Origin of the sequence: Roseomonas indoligenes, from assembly GCF_017813365.1 — a bacterium.
Taxonomy (GTDB): Bacteria; Pseudomonadota; Alphaproteobacteria; order Acetobacterales; family Acetobacteraceae; genus Roseomonas; species Roseomonas indoligenes.
Window position 1 is genome coordinate 109,838 of record NZ_JAGIZA010000001.1, and the last position, 17,673, is coordinate 127,510.

At 70.2% G+C, this 17,673-nt stretch carries 15 protein-coding genes, 1 pseudogene and 2 riboswitches; of the genes and pseudogenes, 12 read left to right on the plus strand and 4 right to left on the minus strand.

From position 1 onward, the window contains the following. The first annotated feature begins 24 nt into the window (after positions 1–24). Positions 25–1,209, plus strand: a complete 1,185-nt coding sequence (locus J5Y10_RS00500; RefSeq protein WP_209369729.1) for a trans-sulfuration enzyme family protein — start codon at positions 25–27, stop codon at positions 1,207–1,209. Continuing rightward, on the plus strand, positions 1,206–2,588 hold the full coding sequence (locus J5Y10_RS00505) for a M20/M25/M40 family metallo-hydrolase (protein ID WP_209369730.1): 1,383 nt from the start codon (positions 1,206–1,208) through the stop codon (positions 2,586–2,588). The genes J5Y10_RS00500 and J5Y10_RS00505 overlap by 4 nt, the downstream gene beginning before the upstream one ends. Here the strand turns inward: J5Y10_RS00505 and J5Y10_RS00510 are convergent. Then, positions 2,555–3,598 (minus strand): LysR substrate-binding domain-containing protein, encoded by a 1,044-nt coding sequence (locus tag J5Y10_RS00510; protein ID WP_209369731.1) that lies wholly within the window; start codon positions 3,596–3,598, stop codon positions 2,555–2,557. The genes J5Y10_RS00505 and J5Y10_RS00510 overlap by 34 nt on opposite strands. Positions 3,599–3,787: 189 nt before the next feature. Between J5Y10_RS00510 and J5Y10_RS00515 the strand changes: the two genes are divergently transcribed. Together J5Y10_RS00515 and J5Y10_RS28855 are read left to right on the plus strand one after the other, a co-directional pair. After that, positions 3,788–5,371, plus strand: a complete 1,584-nt coding sequence (locus J5Y10_RS00515; protein ID WP_209369732.1) for an ABC transporter substrate-binding protein — start codon at positions 3,788–3,790, stop codon at positions 5,369–5,371. A 583-nt stretch (positions 5,372–5,954) separates the two neighbouring features. After that, a pseudogene (locus J5Y10_RS28855) lies at positions 5,955–6,248 on the plus strand (integrase core domain-containing protein); the annotation flags it as partial. A gap of 297 nt (positions 6,249–6,545) precedes the next feature. On the opposite strand, the gene rnhA reads toward J5Y10_RS28855, so the two are convergent. The 3 genes from rnhA to ispH are packed head-to-tail and all read right to left on the minus strand — an operon-like array spanning position 6,546 to position 9,045. Next, positions 6,546–7,013 (minus strand): ribonuclease HI, encoded by a 468-nt coding sequence (gene rnhA / locus J5Y10_RS00525; RefSeq protein WP_209369733.1) that lies wholly within the window; start codon positions 7,011–7,013, stop codon positions 6,546–6,548. Next, positions 7,003–7,977 (minus strand): homoserine kinase, encoded by a 975-nt coding sequence (locus J5Y10_RS00530; RefSeq protein WP_209369734.1) that lies wholly within the window; start codon positions 7,975–7,977, stop codon positions 7,003–7,005. The genes rnhA and J5Y10_RS00530 overlap by 11 nt, the downstream gene beginning before the upstream one ends. 48 nt (positions 7,978–8,025) lie before the next feature. After that, a complete protein-coding gene (ispH, locus tag J5Y10_RS00535) occupies positions 8,026–9,045 on the minus strand; it encodes a 4-hydroxy-3-methylbut-2-enyl diphosphate reductase (RefSeq protein ID WP_209369735.1) in 1,020 nt (339 codons plus the stop codon). Between the two features lie 145 nt (positions 9,046–9,190). On the opposite strand from ispH, the gene J5Y10_RS00540 reads away from it, so the two are divergent. From J5Y10_RS00540 to J5Y10_RS00575, 8 genes are all read left to right on the plus strand, one after another. Next, positions 9,191–9,742 carry a hypothetical protein gene (locus J5Y10_RS00540; RefSeq protein WP_209369736.1) on the plus strand — a complete coding sequence of 184 codons (552 nt, stop codon included), beginning with the start codon at positions 9,191–9,193 and terminating at the stop codon, positions 9,740–9,742. A 45-nt stretch (positions 9,743–9,787) separates the two neighbouring features. Beyond that, positions 9,788–9,879, plus strand: a riboswitch (glycine riboswitch). A 4-nt stretch (positions 9,880–9,883) separates the two neighbouring features. Beyond that, positions 9,884–9,981, plus strand: a riboswitch (glycine riboswitch). Positions 9,982–10,029: 48 nt separating this feature from the next. Beyond that, positions 10,030–11,160, plus strand: coding sequence for a glycine cleavage system aminomethyltransferase GcvT (gene gcvT, locus J5Y10_RS00545; protein ID WP_209369737.1), 1,131 nt, complete (start codon positions 10,030–10,032; stop codon positions 11,158–11,160). Further along, positions 11,157–11,534, plus strand: a complete 378-nt coding sequence (gene gcvH, locus J5Y10_RS00550) for a glycine cleavage system protein GcvH (protein WP_209369738.1) — start codon at positions 11,157–11,159, stop codon at positions 11,532–11,534. Before gcvT ends, gcvH begins: the two co-directional genes overlap by 4 nt. Further along, positions 11,531–14,425, plus strand: coding sequence for an aminomethyl-transferring glycine dehydrogenase (gcvP, locus tag J5Y10_RS00555; protein WP_209369739.1), 2,895 nt, complete (start codon positions 11,531–11,533; stop codon positions 14,423–14,425). Before gcvH ends, gcvP begins: the two co-directional genes overlap by 4 nt. Next, complete coding sequence (locus tag J5Y10_RS00560) at positions 14,422–14,997, plus strand: NUDIX hydrolase (protein ID WP_209369740.1); 576 nt, start codon at positions 14,422–14,424, stop codon at positions 14,995–14,997. The genes gcvP and J5Y10_RS00560 overlap by 4 nt, the downstream gene beginning before the upstream one ends. Beyond that, on the plus strand, positions 14,994–15,443 hold the full coding sequence (locus J5Y10_RS00565; protein WP_209369741.1) for a GNAT family N-acetyltransferase: 450 nt from the start codon (positions 14,994–14,996) through the stop codon (positions 15,441–15,443). Before J5Y10_RS00560 ends, J5Y10_RS00565 begins: the two co-directional genes overlap by 4 nt. After that, the gene (locus J5Y10_RS00570; protein ID WP_342452792.1) at positions 15,440–16,375 is read left to right on the plus strand and encodes an alpha/beta hydrolase family protein; all 936 of its coding nucleotides are present in this window, start codon (positions 15,440–15,442) and stop codon (positions 16,373–16,375) included. The genes J5Y10_RS00565 and J5Y10_RS00570 overlap by 4 nt, the downstream gene beginning before the upstream one ends. Positions 16,376–16,456: 81 nt before the next feature. Beyond that, entirely contained in the window at positions 16,457–17,650 is a 1,194-nt protein-coding gene (locus J5Y10_RS00575; protein ID WP_209369742.1) for a pyridoxal phosphate-dependent aminotransferase, read from the plus strand. Positions 17,651–17,673 lie beyond the last annotated feature (23 nt).

Sequence of the window (17,673 nt, forward strand, 5' to 3'; positions counted from 1 at the left end):
ATCCAGTCCCGCATCGAGGCATCCATGCACGACCTGACCCGCTGCGTTCAGCACCCCGAGGTCTCGCACGAGGGCTTCCGCAGCCTCACCGTCCCGACCTACCGCGCCTCCACCATCACCTACCCGGATGCGGAGAGCTTCGCCGCCCGTGGTACGCGCGGCTTCGACGGCTACACCTACGGGCTGCACGGCACGCCGACGATGCGGGTGCTGGAGGCGCAGATGACCGCACTTCACGGCGGCGTCCGAACCGTGCTCGTCCCCTCCGGCCAGATGGCCGTCATGCTGGTCTTCCTGACCTTTCTGGCGCCGGGGGACAGGGTGCTGGTGCCGGACAATGTCTACAGCGGCGTCCGCGGCGCCTGCCGCGACTACCTCGCCTCGCGCGGGATCGAGTGCACGTTCTACGACCCGCTAATCGGCGCCGGGATTGCCGATCTGATCGACGATCGCACGAAGCTCGTCTGGGTGGAATCGCCGGGTTCCGGGACGATGGAGGTGCAGGATATCCCGGCCATCGCGCACGCGGCCAAGGCCCGCGGTGTCCTGGTCGGGTGCGACAACACCTGGTGCACACCGCTGCTGTTCAAGCCGCTGGAGCATGGCTGCGATTTCGCGTCGGAGGCGCTGACCAAATACGTGGGCGGGCATTCCGACCTACTGCTCGGCTCCATCACCGTGAAGGACATCGAGTTGCGCCAGCGCATGAAGGTGGTGCTGCGGGCCTTCGGCGTGGGTGTGTCCCCGGACGAGGTCTCGCTCGCGCTCCGCGGCATCGAGACCATGGGCGTCCGCCTCGCCCATGTCGGCCGCGTCTCCGAGACCTTCGCCCGGCGCCTCCGGGACCATCCGCTTGTGGAGCGGGTGCTGCACCCCTGCCTGCCCTCCTGCCCGGGCCATGAGTTCTGGGCACGGGACATCAAGGGCTCGGGCGGCGTGTTCAGCATCGTCCTCAAGCCCGGGGCAGAGGCGGCGCTCAACCCGGCCCTGACGGCGATGAAGGTCTTTGCGATCGGGGCCTCCTGGGGCGGTACGCGCAGCCTGATCGCGCCCATGGCCGTAAAGGGCGACCGTGCGGTGAATCCCTGGACGAATGAGGGCGCGATCCTGCGCATCAGCATCGGGCTGGAGCAGGAGGGCGACCTCTGGGGTGATCTGGAGAACCTTCTCGTCGCCCTCGGCGCGGGTACGATCCAGGCCGCGGCATGAGCAAGACCGCCAGCGCCACCGCGCGCCTGCTACAGGAGCTCCTGCGCTTCCCGACGGTCAACCCGCCGGGCGAGACGGCGGCGCTGGCGGAGTTCCTGAGGGGGCAGTTCGCTCCCCTCGGAGCCGAGATCGACCTCATCAAGGCCCCGAGGGAGAATGGGCCGACCCACTTCATCGCGCGCCTTCGAGGGGACGGAAGCAAGCGCCCCGTCCTCCTGGCCGCCCACTCCGACGTCGTGCCGGTGGAGCGGGACCGCTGGAGCGTGGATCCCTTCGGCGGCGTGATCCGGGACGGCTATGTGCTCGGGCGTGGGGCGATGGACTACAAGGGCGGCCTGGCCGTCTTCGCCCGTGCCGTGATGATGCTGGCCGAGAACCGCGTGCCGCTGGCCCGGGACGTGATCTTCCTCTCCGAGGGAGACGAGGAGAGCGGGCCGCACAACACGCGATGGCTGGCCGAGCAGGCCTGGGACAGGATCGACTGCGAGTTCGCCCTGAACGAGGGGGGCTGGATCTTCGTGGACGGGGCCGGGACGCCGCGGCAGGTGAACATCACCACGCGGGACAAGAACACCATCGTCCTGCGGCTGCGGGCGCGCGGGGCGCCGACCCATTCCGCCTGGCCGGGCGTCGCCTCCCGGACAGCCATCGGCCGACTGGTCACGGCCCTGGCGAAGCTGGTCGCGACCGAACCGGCACCGATGATGACGGACCTCACACGCGGGTACTTCGCGGCCTTGTCCCGCACCACCGAGGGGCCGATCGCGGAGGACTTCCACACACTGGCGACGAGCGAGGACGAGGAGGCCGGCGGTGCGGCCGGGCAGCGGATTTTCGAGATGGGGGCCTATCCCAACCTGTGGCACGCGCTCATGCGGAACACGTGCTCCATCACGATGCTGCAGGGCGGGATCAAGGAGAATGTCATTCCCGGCAGCGCCGAAGCAAAGCTGAACATCCGGCTGCTTCCCGGGCAGGGATTGGACGATGCCACGGCCTATGTGCGCGCAGTGATCCAGGACGACACAATCGAGATCGACGCGCCCGCGTTCTCGTCGCTGGATGAGGCCCGGGAGAACGTCCATGCGCGCACGAACCGGCCCGCCTCGTCCACCGATACCGATCTCTACCGGGCGCTGAAGTCCCATGCGGAACGGATCTGGCCTCAGGCAGAGGTGACGCCCGCGCTGTTCGAGGCAGGGACCGATGCCCTGGCCTGGCGGATGCGGGGCGTCCCGGTCTACGGCATCTACCCGTATCCCGTGGACAACGAGACCATGGTCCGAATGCACGGCAACGACGAGCGCATCGGGATCGACTCCCTCGATCAGGGAACCGAATGGGTCTACCGCGTCCTCGTGGAGGTTGCCGGGCGCTGACTGCCTCCCTTGTCCCCCGAAGCGGCGCGGCTGCGGTGCCGTGCCGGGTTGTCGGCGGTGCCCCGGTCACGCGCGGCCAGCAGGGCGGCCACGAGGTCCTTGACCAGGATCGATCGCTGGGTGTCCGGGGGGAATAGCAGGTAGGTCTTGAAGTAGACCTCCGGTTCGAAGGGCCGGATTTCCAGGCCGCGCTCAAGGAAGCCCTCGGCGGTGACCGCCTGGGTGAGGCCGACGCCCACACCCGCCAGCGCCAGGGCGCAGACGGTGGCCGCGAAAGGTGTCTCCACGACCACGTTCGGCCGGGCACCGGCGGCGTCGAGCACCGCGTTCATGCGCGCCCTGGCCCGGTCCTCGGGGGCCAGTGCGACGAAGGGCACTCCGTCCAGATCGGCCGGGCGGATCACCGCCTTCGTGGCCAGCGGATGACCAGGGGGCATGACGCAGCTGGCGCGACCGGTGGAGAAGACCCTGTGCTCGACCCCGGACAGATCCACTTCGTCAGCTGCCAGGCCGAGGCTGAAGTTCCCGTTCACGACGAGTTCGCGGACCTGCGCCGAGGAGGCGATCTGAAAGGTGATGGCGATCTCCGGGTGCTTGTCGCGGAAGGTCCTGATCGCCCTGGGGACGAGCGTGTTGCCGTAGGCGGCGAGGCTCGCGATGCGGATGCTCCCGGCACCGAAGTCCCGGATCCGCGCGGCAGACATCCTGAGGCGGTCGAGACCAACGAAGCTCGTGCGGACGTCCGCGTAGAAGAGCTGGCCCTCGGGTGTCGGCACGAGGCGCCCACGGATCCGGTTGAACAGCGGGAAGCTCAGGGCCTCCTCGAGGTCGGCGATCGCACGGCTCACGGCAGGCTGGGTGACTTGCAGGAGCTCTGCGGCCCGGGAGGCGGAGCCGCTGACCATGACCGCGTTGAAGACCTCGAGCTGGCGATGATGCAAAGCCCTGTCCTCCTCCGTTTCATGGACCCGACCAAGGGACGATACAGTCCGCAAGTGCAGGGAGGACATTAACCAGCCCGTTGAACTCCATGCGCAAGGGTTATGAGGCGGGATAACCCCCATCCGGACAAGTTCATGAAAGTAGGGGCGTTTCTACCCTTTTTGCCCACGCCTCTGCGGTCCGGCAGGCCGGCGATAGCCTTTGACACTGCCCCGGCCGCCCGTCCCATGTTCGGACATCGAACGGGAGTCGCCCGCATGATCGGCCGCCGCACGCTTCTGGGATCCGCCGCGGCCATCACACTGGCGCGCGCCGCACTCGCCCAGCCCGCTGCGGCCCGCGTTCTTCGGTTCGTCCCGCAGGCACCGCTGACGGTGCTGGACCCGGGCTACACCACGGCCAACGTCACGCGCGCCCATGCCGTGCTGGTCTACGACACGCTCTTCGCCGTCGACAGCACCTTCCGGCCCTGTCCGCAGATGGCGGAGGGACACACCGTCTCGGAGGACAGCCGCCTCTGGACCATCCGCCTCCGGGAGGGCCTGCGCTTCCACGACGGCTCGCCCGTGCGGGCGAGCGACTGCGCGGCGAGCATGCGGCGTTGGGCGTCCGTCGATACGCTGGGACAGGTCGCGGCGACCGCTATCGAGGCTTGGGAGCCGGCCGACGACCGGACCCTCCTGGTCCGGCTCAAGCGACCGTTCCCGTTCCTGCTCGAGGCGATGGCGTCCCCCACGGGCATGCTGCCGGTGATCATGCCCACGCGCCTGGCGGCCATCGCCCCGGGGCGCCAGACGGCCGAACTCGTCGGCTCCGGCCCTTTCCGCTTCGCCGCCGACGAGTTCAACTCGGGCAGCCGCGCCGTCTACCAGCGGTTCGATGGCTACGTCCCGCGCCAGGAAGCGCCGGACTGGAACAGCGGCGGCAAGCAGGTCCACTTCGATCGCCTGGAGTGGCTGGGCATCTCGGACGCCGGGACGGCCGCGGGTGCGCTTCGGGCCGGTGAAGTGGACTGGTGGGAGCAGGCCATGGCCGACCTGCTGCCGCAGCTTCGACGCAACCGGGACATTGTCATCGATCGGGCCGACCCGACCGGCTACGTGGCCATCCTTCGCTTCAACAGCCTGCACCCGCCCTTCGACAAGCCAATGATGCGTCGTGCCGTGATGATGGCGGTGAACCAGAACGACTACATGGGTCTGGTGACCGGAGGAGACAGCAACGCCTACCAGGTCTGCCACTCCCTCTTCCCCTGCGGGACGCCCTACGGCACCTCCCCATCGGCGGACCCGATGCGCGAGGACGGGAACCTGGACCTGGCCAAGGCCCTCATCCGCCAGGCAGGTTATGCGGGCGAGAGGGTCGTCATCATCAACCCCACGGATTTCCCGAGCATCGCCCCCATGGGGCAGGTGACCTACGACCTGCTGCAACGCCTCGGCCTGAATGTGGAGCTGGTGGAGACCGACTGGGGCAGCGTCCTGCAGCGGCGCAACAACCGCGGCCCGGTCGAGCAGGGCGGCTGGAGCATCTACCACACCTGGAACAGCGGCGGCAGCGTGGTAGATCCGGTGCGCAACAACACGCTCCGTGGCCAGGGAGAGCGCGGGATGGCGGGCTGGTACTCCAGCCCGCGCATGGAGGCCCTGGTGCAGTCCTGGCTGGACGCCGGTGACCTTGCCGAGCGCACCCGCCTGGCGGCCGAGGTCCAGGCGCTCGCCTTCGAGGATGCGCCCACGATCCCGATCGGGCAGTTCTATATCCAGACCGCCTATCGACGCAGCCTGACCGGCATCAGGCCGTCGCCGACACCTGTGCCCTGGGGTGTGCGGAAGGCCTAAGCGCTCCCGAGGCGGAGTGCACTCAATTTCCTACGCAGAGCATCTTCCGGTCACCCGGGATCCGCTTCCGTGATTCACGCCCTGACCAGCGCAGCCGTCCCGAGGAGCGGGCGCACCGGGACCCGGTCGTTCATGATCGATTGAGTGTTATAATATCGCGCGACTTTGCCCTTCGCCTGAGGGCACGAATTCTGCTTGAGGGCCGGTCCATGTGCCGCGTAGGTCTCCTCGTCGTTGCCCTCGCGGCAGTGATCGCCTGGTGACCTGCCCCTGTAGAAGCGGTCCGCCGGTAATGTGACCTGGCGGCTGTTTTAGGGAGGCTGAGGATGGGCCGGAAAAGGACGCACACGCCCGAGGAGACGGTGGCCAAGCTGCGGCAGGTCGAGGTGCTGACAACTCAGGGTGAGACGGTGTCGGAGGCGGTACGGACGACCGGGGTCACAGACCAGACCTAGTACCGCTGGCGCGCCGAGTTTGGTGGCCTGAAGCTGGATCAGGTGAAGCGGCTGAAGGAGCTTGAGCGGGAGAACGTGCGGCTTCGGAAGCCAAGAGGTTCGCCGGACGTGGATGAGTTCACTCGCGAGTGCCTGGCCATGTTCGTTCGGACAACGGACCCGGGTTCACAGCCAAGACCGTGAAGGGCTGGATCAGCGGCGTAAACGCGAAGACCGCATTTATCGAGCCCGGCAGTCCCTGGGAGAACGGCTATGGCGAGAGCTTCAACGGCAAGCTGCGCGACGAGCTGCTCAATATGGAGGTGTTCAACACGCTCGCTGCGGCAGAGGTCCTCATTGAGGAATGGCGCCGCCACTACAACACCGTTCGTCCACACTCCTCGCTCAACCACCGCCCGCCTGCGCCGGAGACCTTCCTCACGTACTGCCTGCCGCCGCCAACCGGCCAAAACTCCTCCGGCTCAGTCCAGGTCCTGCCGATGCGCCATCAACATCCTGCGCGGAGCACCTCGTGGGGGCTTGTCACTGCTCCTGCGCGAATTGTCGCCCGAACGCGGTATCGGGGTGCTCCTCGTCACGCATGACGTGGCGCTGGCATCCAACCTCTCCGACAGGGTATTCGATCTTCCGAAGCAAGGGCCGTGTAGACTTTTCCACGACGGCTTACCCCTGTGTGTCGGCGCTGGACCGGGACCCTGGACTGCCGTTCCCCACAGCGGCTAGCGCCCGAGGCCCATCCGAGCGGCGGTGGCCAGCTTGTCAGCCCGTTCGTTCATCGTGTTCCCGGCATGGCCGCGCACCCATTTCCACTCGATCTGATGCGGCTTGGCGGCGGCCAGCAGGCGTTGCCACAGCTCGTAATTCGCCACCGGCTCCTTCGCGGCGTTGCGCCAGTTGTTGCGCACCCAGCCGTGCACCCAGCGCGTCACGCCGTTGCGCACGTACTCGCTGTCCGTGTGGATCACCACGCGGCAGGGCTTGTTCAGGGCTTCCAGCGCGGCGGCGGCGGCGGTCAGCTCCATGCGGTTGTTGGTGGTGGCGGGCTCCGCGCCCGTCATCTCCTTCTCATGCGCGCCGAAGCGCAGGATGGCACCCCAGCCGCCCGGGCCGGGATTGGGCTTGCAGCCGCCATCCGTCCAGATCTCCACCACCGCCTCGGCGGGGGCGGCCACTCCATCAGACGCCATAGGCGGAAACTCCGGTGGCCTGAGCGTGGAAGCGCAGGCGGCGCAGGTACTCCAGCGGGTCCTTGCGCGTCACCAGCGCGCCCGGCGGCGTGTTGGTCCAGTCGTAGAGGCGGGTGAGCAGGAAGCGCAGCGCGGCGCCGCGGCACAGAACGGGCAGCGCATCCAACTCCGCCTGGGAGAGAGGCCGGGCGGCGTTGTAGCCGGCCAGCAGGGCGCGCGCCTTCGTCACGTTGAAGGCGAGGTCCGGCTCGAAGCACCAGGCGTTGAGGCAGATGGCGATGTCGTAGGCCAGGATGTCCGTGCAGGCGAAGTAGAAGTCGATGAGGCCGGAGACGCGGGGCTTCCCGCGCGTCTCCTCCAGGAAGAAGACGTTGTCGGGAAAGAGGTCGGCATGGATCTGCCCGCGCGGCAGGTCAGCCGGCCAATCCCGCAGGATCCCCGCCAGATGCCCGTCCAGCTCGGCGCAGAGGCCGGGCTGCACCGTGTCGCCATTCGGGCGGCAGCGCTCCAGCAGCGGTTCCCAGCCCTCGGGGCCGAGGGAGTTCGGCCGCTCGGCCGTGAAGCCCTGCCCGGCGGCGTGCAGGGCGGCCAGGGCGCCGCCGAGCGGGCCGCAATGGGCCACGGAAGGACGGCGGGGCCAGACGCCCGGCAGGAAGGTGCAGATCGCGGCGGGCCGCCCGGCCAGCTCCCGCAATGCCTCGCCATCATGTCCCGCGACGGGCTCCGGGCAGGCTAGGCCGCCGGCCGCCAGGTGGCGCATCAGGCCGAGGAACCAGGGCAGCTCCGCCGGGTCCACGCGCTTCTCGTAGAGGGTGAGGATGAAGTCCCCGCCCGTGACCTTCAGGGCGTAGTTGCTGTTCTCCACCCCCTCCGCGATGCCGCGGAAGGCGATCAGCTCGCCCAGGTCATAGCCCGACAGGAAGGCGCGCAACGCCTCGTCGGACACCTCGGTATAGACAGCCATGGAACCCCCTGGCCGGGGTCCATGCCCCAGCCCGGGCGGATCGGCAAGCTACTCGGCGGCGGGTGCGGGCACCCGGGCGGGGCGGTCCCGCAGGGGGCGGGGCAGGTTGAAGATGATCTTCTCCTCCGCCACCGTCACGTCCTCGATCTCCAGCGTGAAACGCTCCCGCAAGCGGGTCACGACCTCGCCCACCAGCAGCTCCGGCGCGCTGGCGCCGGCGGTGATGCCGATGGTGGAGAGGCCGTCCACCAGGGAGGGGTCGAAATCCCGGCCGCGCTGGACGAGCACGGCGCGGGGGCAGCCGGCGCGCTCCGCCACTTCCCGCAAGCGCACGGAGTTGGAGGAGTTGGGCGCGCCCACCACCACCATGAAGTCGCAGCGCTCCGCGATCGCCTTCACGGCCGCCTGGCGGTTCGTGGTGGCGTAGCAGATGTCCTCCTTGATCGGGGCGGACAGGTCGGGGAAGCGCGCGCGCAGCACGTCCAGCACCTCGGTCGTGTCATCGACGGAAAGGGTGGTCTGGGTGGCATAGGCCAGCGGACCCGGCGGCGGCTGCACGGCGGCGGCCTGCTCGGCGTCCTCCACCAGGGTCACGCTGCCGGCGGGCAGCTGGCCCATGGTGCCGATGACCTCGGGATGGCCGGCGTGGCCGATCAGCAGGATATGGGCGCCGTCCTTGAAGTGCCGCTCCGCCTCCCGGTGGACCTTGCTCACCAGGGGGCAGGTGGCGTCCAGGTACATCATCTGCCGCGCCTCGGCGGCGGCCGGGACGGATTTCGGCACGCCATGGGCGGAGAAGATCACGGGCTGCCCGTCGTCGGGGATCTCGTCCAGCTCCTCGACGAAGACGGCGCCCTTTGTCTGAAGGGTTTCCACGACGAAGCGGTTGTGGACGATCTCGTGGCGGACATAGACCGGGGCGCCGAAGCGCTCCAGCGCCAGCTCCACGATCTTGATGGCCCGGTCCACCCCGGCGCAGAAGCCGCGCGGACCGGCCAGCAGGACCTTCAGGGTCGGCTTGGCAATCCCGGTGGCGAGGGGGAGGGGGACGTTTGCGGTCTGGTCCATGGCGTGCGACTTGGTTCCTCGGAGCCGGCGCGAACAGCCCCCGGCCGGACCGTGGGCGCGCCTTTCTAGCCGCCTGTGGCCCCGCCGCCCAGGGTTTCCTGCCGGCCTTCCCCGAGAAGATGATGGCGCAAGGAGTGCCTTTCGCGTGACCCGAAGCTTCCGCCCGGCCGCCCTCCTGGCCCTCTCGCTGCTTCCCCTTCTGGCGGCCTGCGGGCGGGGCGGTGACGTCCTCAGCCAGCGCCCCCGGGCGCCCTGCCCCCGGGTGGCCCTGCTGGCGGATGCGGTGGACCTCACCCGCTACCGGGCCGGCGCCGTGCCGGATGTCGGGACGGTGGAGGTGGATGCCCGGATGGTGGGGCTGCAGGCCCGCTGCGACTACGCCCCGCGGGAGGCCGGGCTGGACGTGACCCTGGTGGTGCAGGTGACAGCCGAGCGCGGCCCGGCCGCCATCCGCGCGGCCGACCTGCCCTATGTCGTGGCCGTGACCGACGAGGCCGAGGGCCGCATCCTGAACCGCGGGACGGATACCGTAACCGTGACCTTCGCCGGGAACGAGCGCCGCACCGCCGCCCAGGGCGAGCAGATGATGATCCGCATCCCCGGCGACGTGCGCCGGGCGGCGGAAAGGGTGGTCCTGGTGGGCTTCCAGCTGACGCCCGAGGAGCTGGCCGCCAATCGCCGGCGCGGCGCGCGGTAGAGGTTGCGCCCGGGAGGGCATTCGGGCACCAGGGAGGGGACCCGCTGATTCCGCGCGGGAGAGAGGGGTGGCGACACCCCCGCCGAAGGCGCAACCGGCCCCCGGAAACGCTCAGGCAGAAGGACCGCGCGGGGAAGGGTTCTCTGGAAAGCCCGGTGCCTGAGAGGGCACCGGCACCGACGGAGTAAGGCGACCCGCCTCACAGGGGGACGCCGAATCTCTCAGGTCTCGGGACAGAGGGGGGCCACGATCTGAACCGGCCGCGTCCGCGTGGCCCTGGGGGATGCGTGGCCGAAAACGAAACACTGCTCGAAACGCCGCTGGCCGGCCTGCACCGCGAACTCGGCGGGCGCATGGTGGGCTTCGCGGGCTATGCCATGCCCGTTCAATATCCGGCGGGCATCATCGCCGAACACCTGGCCTGCCGGTCCGGCGCGGCCCTGTTCGACGTCTCCCACATGGGCCAGGCGGAGTTGCGCGGGGAAGGCGCCGCGGCCGCGCTGGAACGGGTGACGCCAGCCGAGGTCCAGGCCCTGAAGCCAGGCCGCCAGCGCTACGCCCTGCTGCTGAACGGGGCGGGCGGCATCATCGACGACTTCATGGTCGCCAATCTCGGCGACCGGCTGTTCCTCGTCCTCAACGCCTCCCGCAAGGCGGTGGACGTGGAAGCTATCGGCGCCGCGCTGCCGCCCGGCGTCTCGATCGTGCCGCGGCCGGACCGTGCCTTGCTGGCCCTGCAGGGGCCGGGTGCGGAGGCGATCCTGGCCGGGCTGGCCGAGGGCGTGGCCGCGCTGCCCTTCATGGGCGTGCTGGAAACCCCTGTGGCGGGCATCCCCGCCCTGGTCACCCGCTCCGGCTACACGGGGGAGGACGGGTTCGAGATCGGCGTCCCCGCCGAGGGTGCCGAGGCCGTGGCCCGGGCCCTTCTGGCCGCCGGCGCGGCCCCCGCCGGCCTCGGCGCGCGGGACAGTCTCCGGCTGGAGGCCGGGTTGCCCCTCTACGGCCAGGACATCGACGAGACCACCTCCCCGGTAGAGGCGGCGCTGACCTTCAGCCTGGGCAAGCGCCGCCGCATGGCCTGGGACTTTGCCGGCGCGGAGCGGGTGCGGGAGGAGCTGGACAACGGCCCCAAGCGGTTGCGCGTCGGCATCCTGCCCGAGGGCCGCCAGCCCGCCCGGGCGCACACGGAAATCGCCCTGAACGGCCTGCCGGTGGGGGAGGTGACCAGCGGCAGCTTCGGCCCCAGCCTGAACGCCCCCGTTGCCATGGGCTACGTCGCCCGCGCCCATGCAGGGGATGGCACGGCGCTTGAACTGATGGTCCGCGGCCGGGCGCTGCCCGCCCGGACCGCGCCGACGCCCTTCATCCCGCATCGCTACAAGCGCACCCCGTCAATCAGCACAGGAGCCATCGCATGAGCGAGACCCGTTTCGCCGAGAGCCATGAGTGGGTGCGCCTGGACGGCGACGTGGCCGTTGTCGGCATTTCCGACCACGCGCAGAGCGCCCTGGGCGACGTGGTCTTCGTGGACCTGCCGGAGGTGGGGCGCGAGGTGACGGCCGGGGAGGCCGTGGCGGTGGTGGAGAGCGTGAAGGCCGCCTCCGACATCTACGCCCCGATCTCCGGCACCGTCGCCGCCGTGAACGAGGCGCTGGTGGACAACCCCGCCCTGGTGAACAGCGGGGCGATGGGCGAGGGCTGGTTCTTCACCATCACGCCGAAGGACACGTCCGAGATCGGCAAGCTCATGGACGCGGAGGCCTACGCGAAGCACGCGGAGGAGGCGCATTGAGCGCGCTGGAGAAGCTGGCGGCGCTGGAGGATCACGCCGCCTTCGCCACCCGCCATATCGGGCCGGGCGAGGAGCAGATCGCCGCCATGCTGAAGGTGGTGGGGGCAGGAAGCCTGGACGAGCTGGCCGCCCGCACCGTGCCCGCCGGCATCCGGGACAGCCACCTGGACGCGCTGCCGCCGCCCGTGGGCGAGTGGGAGGCGATCGCGGAGCTGCGCGCGCTGTCCGAGCGGAACGCGCGGGTGAAGTCGCTGATCGGCTGCGGCTACAGCGGCACGCATACTCCGCCGGTGATCCTGCGGAATGTGCTGGAGAACCCGGGCTGGTACACGGCCTACACGCCCTATCAGGCGGAGATCGCCCAGGGCCGCCTGGAAGCCCTGATCAACTATCAGACGATGGTGTGCGACCTGACGGGCCTGCCCGTCGCCAACGCCTCCCTGCTGGACGAGGCGACGGCGGCGGCCGAGGCCATGGCGCTCGCGCTCGCCGCCCATAAGGGCAAGTCCACCGTGCTGGCCGTGGCGCCGGACCTGCACCCGCAGGTGCTGGCCGTTCTCCGAACCCGCGCGGAGCCGCTGGGCATCACGGTGGAGGTCACGGACGACTACGCGGCCCTGAAGCCCTTCGCCGTTGTCCTCTCCTACCCCGGCACCACGGGCGAGGTGCGCGACATCGCGCCGCAGATCGCCGCCGCCCAGAAGGCGGGCGCTCTCGCCATCGTCACGGCCGATATCCTGGCGCTGACACTCCTCAGCCCGCCCGGCGAAATGGGCGCGGACGTGGTCGTGGGCAGCACGCAGCGCTTCGGCGTGCCCATGGGCTATGGCGGGCCGCACGCCGCCTATATGGCGGTGAAGGACGGGCTGAAGCGCCTGATGCCTGGCCGCCTCGTCGGCGTTTCCGTCGATGCCGCCGGCCGCCCGGCCATGCGCCTGGCCCTGCAGACCCGCGAGCAGCACATCCGCCGCGAGAAGGCGACGAGCAATATCTGCACGGCGCAGGTTCTGCTGGCCGTGATGGCCGGCATGTACACCGTGTGGCACGGGCCGGAGGGGCTGACGCGCATCGCCCGCCGCGCGCATCTGCTGGCCGGCCTGCTGGCCGATGCGGCCATCCGCGCCGGCTTCACGCTGCGCCATGAGAGCTTCTTCGACACGGTGGCGATCGAGGCCGGCGACAAGGCCGAGGCGCTGATGCAGGCCGCGCTGCGCGCCGGCTTCAACCTGCGCCGCGTGGATGCGGGCTGCGTCGCGGTCGCGCTGGACGAGACGGTGACGCGGCAAGACCTGATCGCGCTGATCTCCGCGCTCTGCGAGGTGGCGGGATACGAGCGTGCGGGGCTGGATGCGCTGACCGCAACCGAGCGCCTGCCCGCCGCCCTGGCCCGCCGCACGCCCTTCCTCACCGCTTCCGTCTTCCACGCGCACCGGTCCGAGCACGCGATGCTGCGCTACCTGAAGCGGCTGGAGGACAAGGATGTCGCGCTGAACCGCAGCATGATCCCGCTGGGATCCTGTACGATGAAGCTGAACGCCACGGCGGAGATGATCCCCGTGACCTTCCCCGGCTTCGCGGAGATCCATCCTTTCGCCCCGGCGGATCAGGCGCAGGGCTACATCGAGATGATCCGGCGCCTGGAATCCTGGCTCTGTGCCTGCACGGGCTTCGCGGCGGTTTCCCTACAGCCGAATGCGGGCAGCCAGGGCGAGTATGCCGGGCTCCTCGCCATCCGCGCCCATCACAGGGCGCGCGGGGAGGGGCATCGCGACATCTGCCTCATCCCGTCCTCCGCGCATGGCACCAACCCCGCCTCCGCCGTGATGGCGGGGATGCGCGTGGTGGTGGTGGGCTGCGACCGCGACGGGAACGTGGACCTGGACGACCTGCGCGCGAAGATCGAGGCGCACGCCGCCAACCTCTCCGCCCTGATGGTCACCTATCCCAGCACCCACGGCGTGTTCGAGGAGGGCATCCGCACGATCTGCGATGCCGTGCACGCGGCCGGCGGGCAGGTCTATATGGACGGCGCCAACATGAACGCGCAGCTCGGCCTCACCAGCCCGGCCGCGATCGGCGCCGATGTCTGCCACCTGAACCTGCACAAGACCTTCTGCATCCCGCATGGCGGCGGCGGGCCGGGCGTGGGGCCGATCGGCGTTGCGGCGCATCTGGCGCCGCACCTGCCGAACCATCCGATGCTGGCCGAGGCCGGGCCGGAGACGGGCTTCGGCCCCGTCTCCGCCGCGCCCTTCGGCAGCGCGGGCATCCTGCCCATCTCCTACGCCTATATCCGCATGATGGGCGCGGCCGGGCTGACGCGCGCGACGCAGGTGGCCATCCTCAATGCCAACTACGTCGCAAAGCGCCTGGAAGGGCACTACCCCGTCCTCTACCGCGGGGTGGCGGGGATGGTGGCGCATGAGTGCATCCTGGACTGCCGCGGCTTCCAGCAGGGCGGCGGCGTGCTGGTGGAGGACATCGCCAAGCGCCTGCAGGATTTCGGCTTCCACGCCCCCACCATGTCCTGGCCCGTTGCCGGCACGCTGATGGTGGAGCCGACCGAGAGCGAGCCGCAGGAGGAGTTGGACCGCTTCGTGGAGGCGATGATCGCCATCCGCGCGGAGATCCGCGCCGTGGAGCAGGGCGTGGCCGACAAGGCCGACAACCCGCTGAAGAACGCCCCGCACACGGCGGAGGAGGTGACGGCGGAGGCCTGGGCCCACCCCTACACCCGCGCGCAGGCCGCCTTCCCGCTGCCCTGGGTGGCGGCCGCGAAGTACTGGCCGCCGGTGAAGCGCGTGGACAATGTCTATGGAGACCGCAACCTGGCCTGCACCTGCGCGCCGCTGGAGGCGTACCAGGAGCACCCGAAGGTGGCGGCGGAGTGACACCGCCCCTCTGGGAGGTGCTCTCCTCCCGCACCGTGGTCCGCGATCGCTGGATCGAGCTGCGCGCGGATGCGGTGCGGGATTCGAAGGGGAACGTGCTGGACCCCTTCTACAGCCTGTCCTACCCGGACTGGGTGCAGGTGGTGGCGATCACGCCGGCGGACGAGCTGGTGCTGGTCCGCCAGTACCGCCACGGCGCCCGGGCCTGGGTGCTGGAACTGCCGGCCGGCGCCATCGACCCGGCGGATGCCGATGAATGCGCGGCCGCCGCGCGCGAGCTGCGCGAAGAAACCGGCTACAGCGCCGCCGAATACCGCTCCGTGGGCGCGCTGAGCCCGAACACGGCCACGCACCGCAACCTTTCCCGCACCGTGCTGGCGCTGGACGCCACGCACACCCATCCCACGGCGCATGAGGCGGGGGAGGACATCACGGTGGAGCTGTGGCCAATCCCGCGCGTGCTGGCGGGGCTGCGGGATGGACTGCTGCCGCAGGCCATGCATGTTTCGGCCCTGTTGCTGGCGCTGCAGGCCGCCGGCCGGCTCGACCTCCGCCTGAAGGACCCGACATGAGCGAGATCCGCATCCTCCCCGTCGAGCAGCGGCACCGTGCCGACTGGGACAAGCTCTACGCCGGCTATGCCGAGTTCTACCGCGTGACGCAGACGCCCGAGATGCGCGACCGCGTCTGGTCCTGGATCCACGACCCCGCGCATGAGACGAACGGCCTTGTCGCCGAGGATGCGGAGGGCCGCGCCGTGGGCCTGGCGCATTTCCGCGGCTTCGCCCGCCCGCTTTCGGCAACAACCGGCGGCTACCTGGACGATCTCTTCGTCGATCCCCAGATGAGGGGCAAGCGCGTTGCCGATGCGCTCATCGAAGCCCTTGCCGAGGAAGGCCGCCGCCGCGGTTGGAGCGTCATCCGTTGGATCACAGCCGAGGACAACAGCCGCGCCCGCGCGGTCTACGACCGCGTGGCGAAGCTGACGCCCTGGCGGACCTACGACATCCCGCTGTGACACGCCGCCGGGCGCTGCTCGCGGCGCCCGCGCTGATGCTCGCCCCGGCGGGCTGCTCGGCCGAACCGCGCCCGACGGAGGCCCGCATCACCGAATCCCGCACCATCTGGCGGGATGCCGCACGCGCGCGCGACATCCCCGTCCTCATCCGTGAGCCCGCCGGCACCGGCCCGGCGCCTACGATCCTCATCTCCCACGGCCTCGGCGGCTCCCGCGAGGGGCTGGCCTATCTCGGCCGCGCGCTGGCGGAGAGGGGCTACCTCGCGGTCCATCTCCAGCATATCGGCTCTGACGACAGCCTCTGGCGCGGCGGCGGGGATCGTATGATTGGTCTCGCGGCCGGGGCGCTGAACGTACAGGCGGCGCTGGACCGGCTGCTGGACAGCCAGTTCGCGCTGAACAACCTGCCCGACCGCGCCGATCCCGGGCGCCTGGCCATGGCCGGCCACTCCTTCGGTGCCTGGACGGTGCAGCACATGCTGGGCGAGCGCCTGCCCGGTGGGGACCGCGGCCTGGGCCTGCCCGATCCGCGGCTGAAGGCCGGCGTCGCCCTATCGCCCATTCCCGCCATCGGCCTGCCGCCGCGCCTGGCCTATGGCGGCTTCGCCGTGCCGATGCTGCACATTACCGGGACCGAGGATCACGGCTTCATCGAGGGCATCCGCGCCCCCGCCCGCCGCGCGCCCTTCGAGGAATCCCGCAATCCCGGCGCCCTGGCCGTGCTGAACGGCGCCGCCCACGCCTCCTTTGCCGACGAGGCGGAGGCCGGGGGTCGCTGGGCCGACAGCACCTACCACGCCAGGGCTGCCGCGCTCTCGGTCACCTTTCTGGACGCCGTGCTGCGGGCAGACGGGGCAGCCCGGCAGCTTCTGCGTGGGGGCGCGGCGGAACTGCTCGGGCCGGGGGACGAGTTCATAGAGCGGGGTCTCTGAGGCCCCTTCCGCACCGGGCCACATGGCGGCAGAAGGGGCCTTATCGGCCGCTCCCAGGGCGGCCCAAGAGGATTGTCCCGCATGAGCGTCGCCCCTAGCCTCGAAGCCGACCTGGCCGAAACCCTTCCCGCGCACATCAAGAGCGTGGGCACCAGCCAGATCGGCCTCGTCGCGGACCGGGGCCGGGACGACCCGGACGTGGTGAAGCTCTGGATCGGCGAGGGCGATCTGCCCACCCCGGACTTCGTGGTGGAGGCCGCCCACAAGGCCATGCTGGCCGGCGAGACCCGCTACACCTATTCCCGCGGCATTCCCCAGCTTCACCAGGCCTTGTCCGACTACCACCGCCGCCATTGGGGCGTGGAGGTGACGCCGGAGCGCTTCGCCATCACCGCCGGCGGCATGAACGCCATCATGCAGGCCTGCCAGGCCCTGCTGGAGCCGGGCGACGAGATCATCATCCCCACCCCGAACTGGCCCAACTTGGCCGAGGCCGCCCGGGTGAACGGCGCCGTCCCCGTCACCGTGCCCTATCGCCGCAGCGCCGATGGCCGCTTCTCTCTGCCGATCGAGGACATCGAGGCCGCGATCACGCCCCGCACCCGCATGGTGGTGGTGAACTCCCCCTCCAATCCCACTGGCTGGGTGATGCCGCTGGCGGAGATGGAGGCGCTGCTCAAGCTGGCCCGTGCGCGGGACCTCTGGATCCTCTCGGACGAGGTCTACTCCCACTTCACCTACGGCAACGCGATCGCGCCCTCCTTCCTGCAGATCACCACGCCGCGGGACCGGCTGATCGTCACCAACACCTTCTCCAAGAACTGGGCGATGACGGGCTGGCGCGCCGGCTGGATCATCTTCCCCGACGGGCTGACGGGCGCCTTCTCCAAGCTGGCCCAGTACAACACCACCTCCATCCCCACCTTCATCCAGCACGCCTGCGTCACGGCGCTGGAGGAGGGCGACGCCTTCATCCGCACCATGGTCGGCCGCTGCGCGGACAGCCGCGCGATCATGGTGGAGGGGCTTTCCCGCCTGAAGGGCGTGACGGTCTTCCAGCCCGAGGGCGCCTTCTATCTCATGGCGAAGATCGACACGGCCGAGACGAGCCTGGACCTCGCCTTCCGCCTGCTGCGGGATGCGAAGGTGGGCGTGGCCCCCGGCACCGCCTTCGGACCGGAAGGGGAAGGCTTCGTGCGCATCTGCTTCGCCGTCAGCCCCGGCCTGGCGCGGGAGGCGGTGGCACGGCTGGCGCGGGTGCTCGGCGAGAAGTAGCCGGCGCGGCTTGCCCGATCCCC